At 40.7% G+C, this 231-nt stretch carries 1 pseudogene; it reads right to left on the reverse strand.

What is annotated here, in order from left to right:
* Positions 1–227, reverse strand: a pseudogene (locus V6260_RS18755) (NAD(P)/FAD-dependent oxidoreductase); the annotation flags it as partial.
* Positions 228–231: the final 4 nt, after the last annotated feature.

A 231-nucleotide genomic window follows, 5' to 3' on the forward strand; every position in this document is an offset into this window, starting at 1 on the left:
CCTAAACCGTAATGCTGCGGCGTTGAATTCGCATCAAGTGCAAACTCATTAATTAATTGTTTAGCTAAATGACCACGGCAACCTTCTGCAAAAATAGTGTATTTTGCACGAAGCTCCATGGCAGGCATGTAACCGTCTTTTTCATTCCCGTCTTTGTCGACACCCATATCTCCAGTAATAATGCCTTTTACTGCTTCATCTTCAATTATTAAAGAGGGTGCGCTAAATCAT

The organism is Pseudoalteromonas aliena (assembly GCF_038155085.1).
GTDB classification, from domain to species: Bacteria; Pseudomonadota; Gammaproteobacteria; order Enterobacterales; family Alteromonadaceae; genus Pseudoalteromonas; species Pseudoalteromonas aliena_A.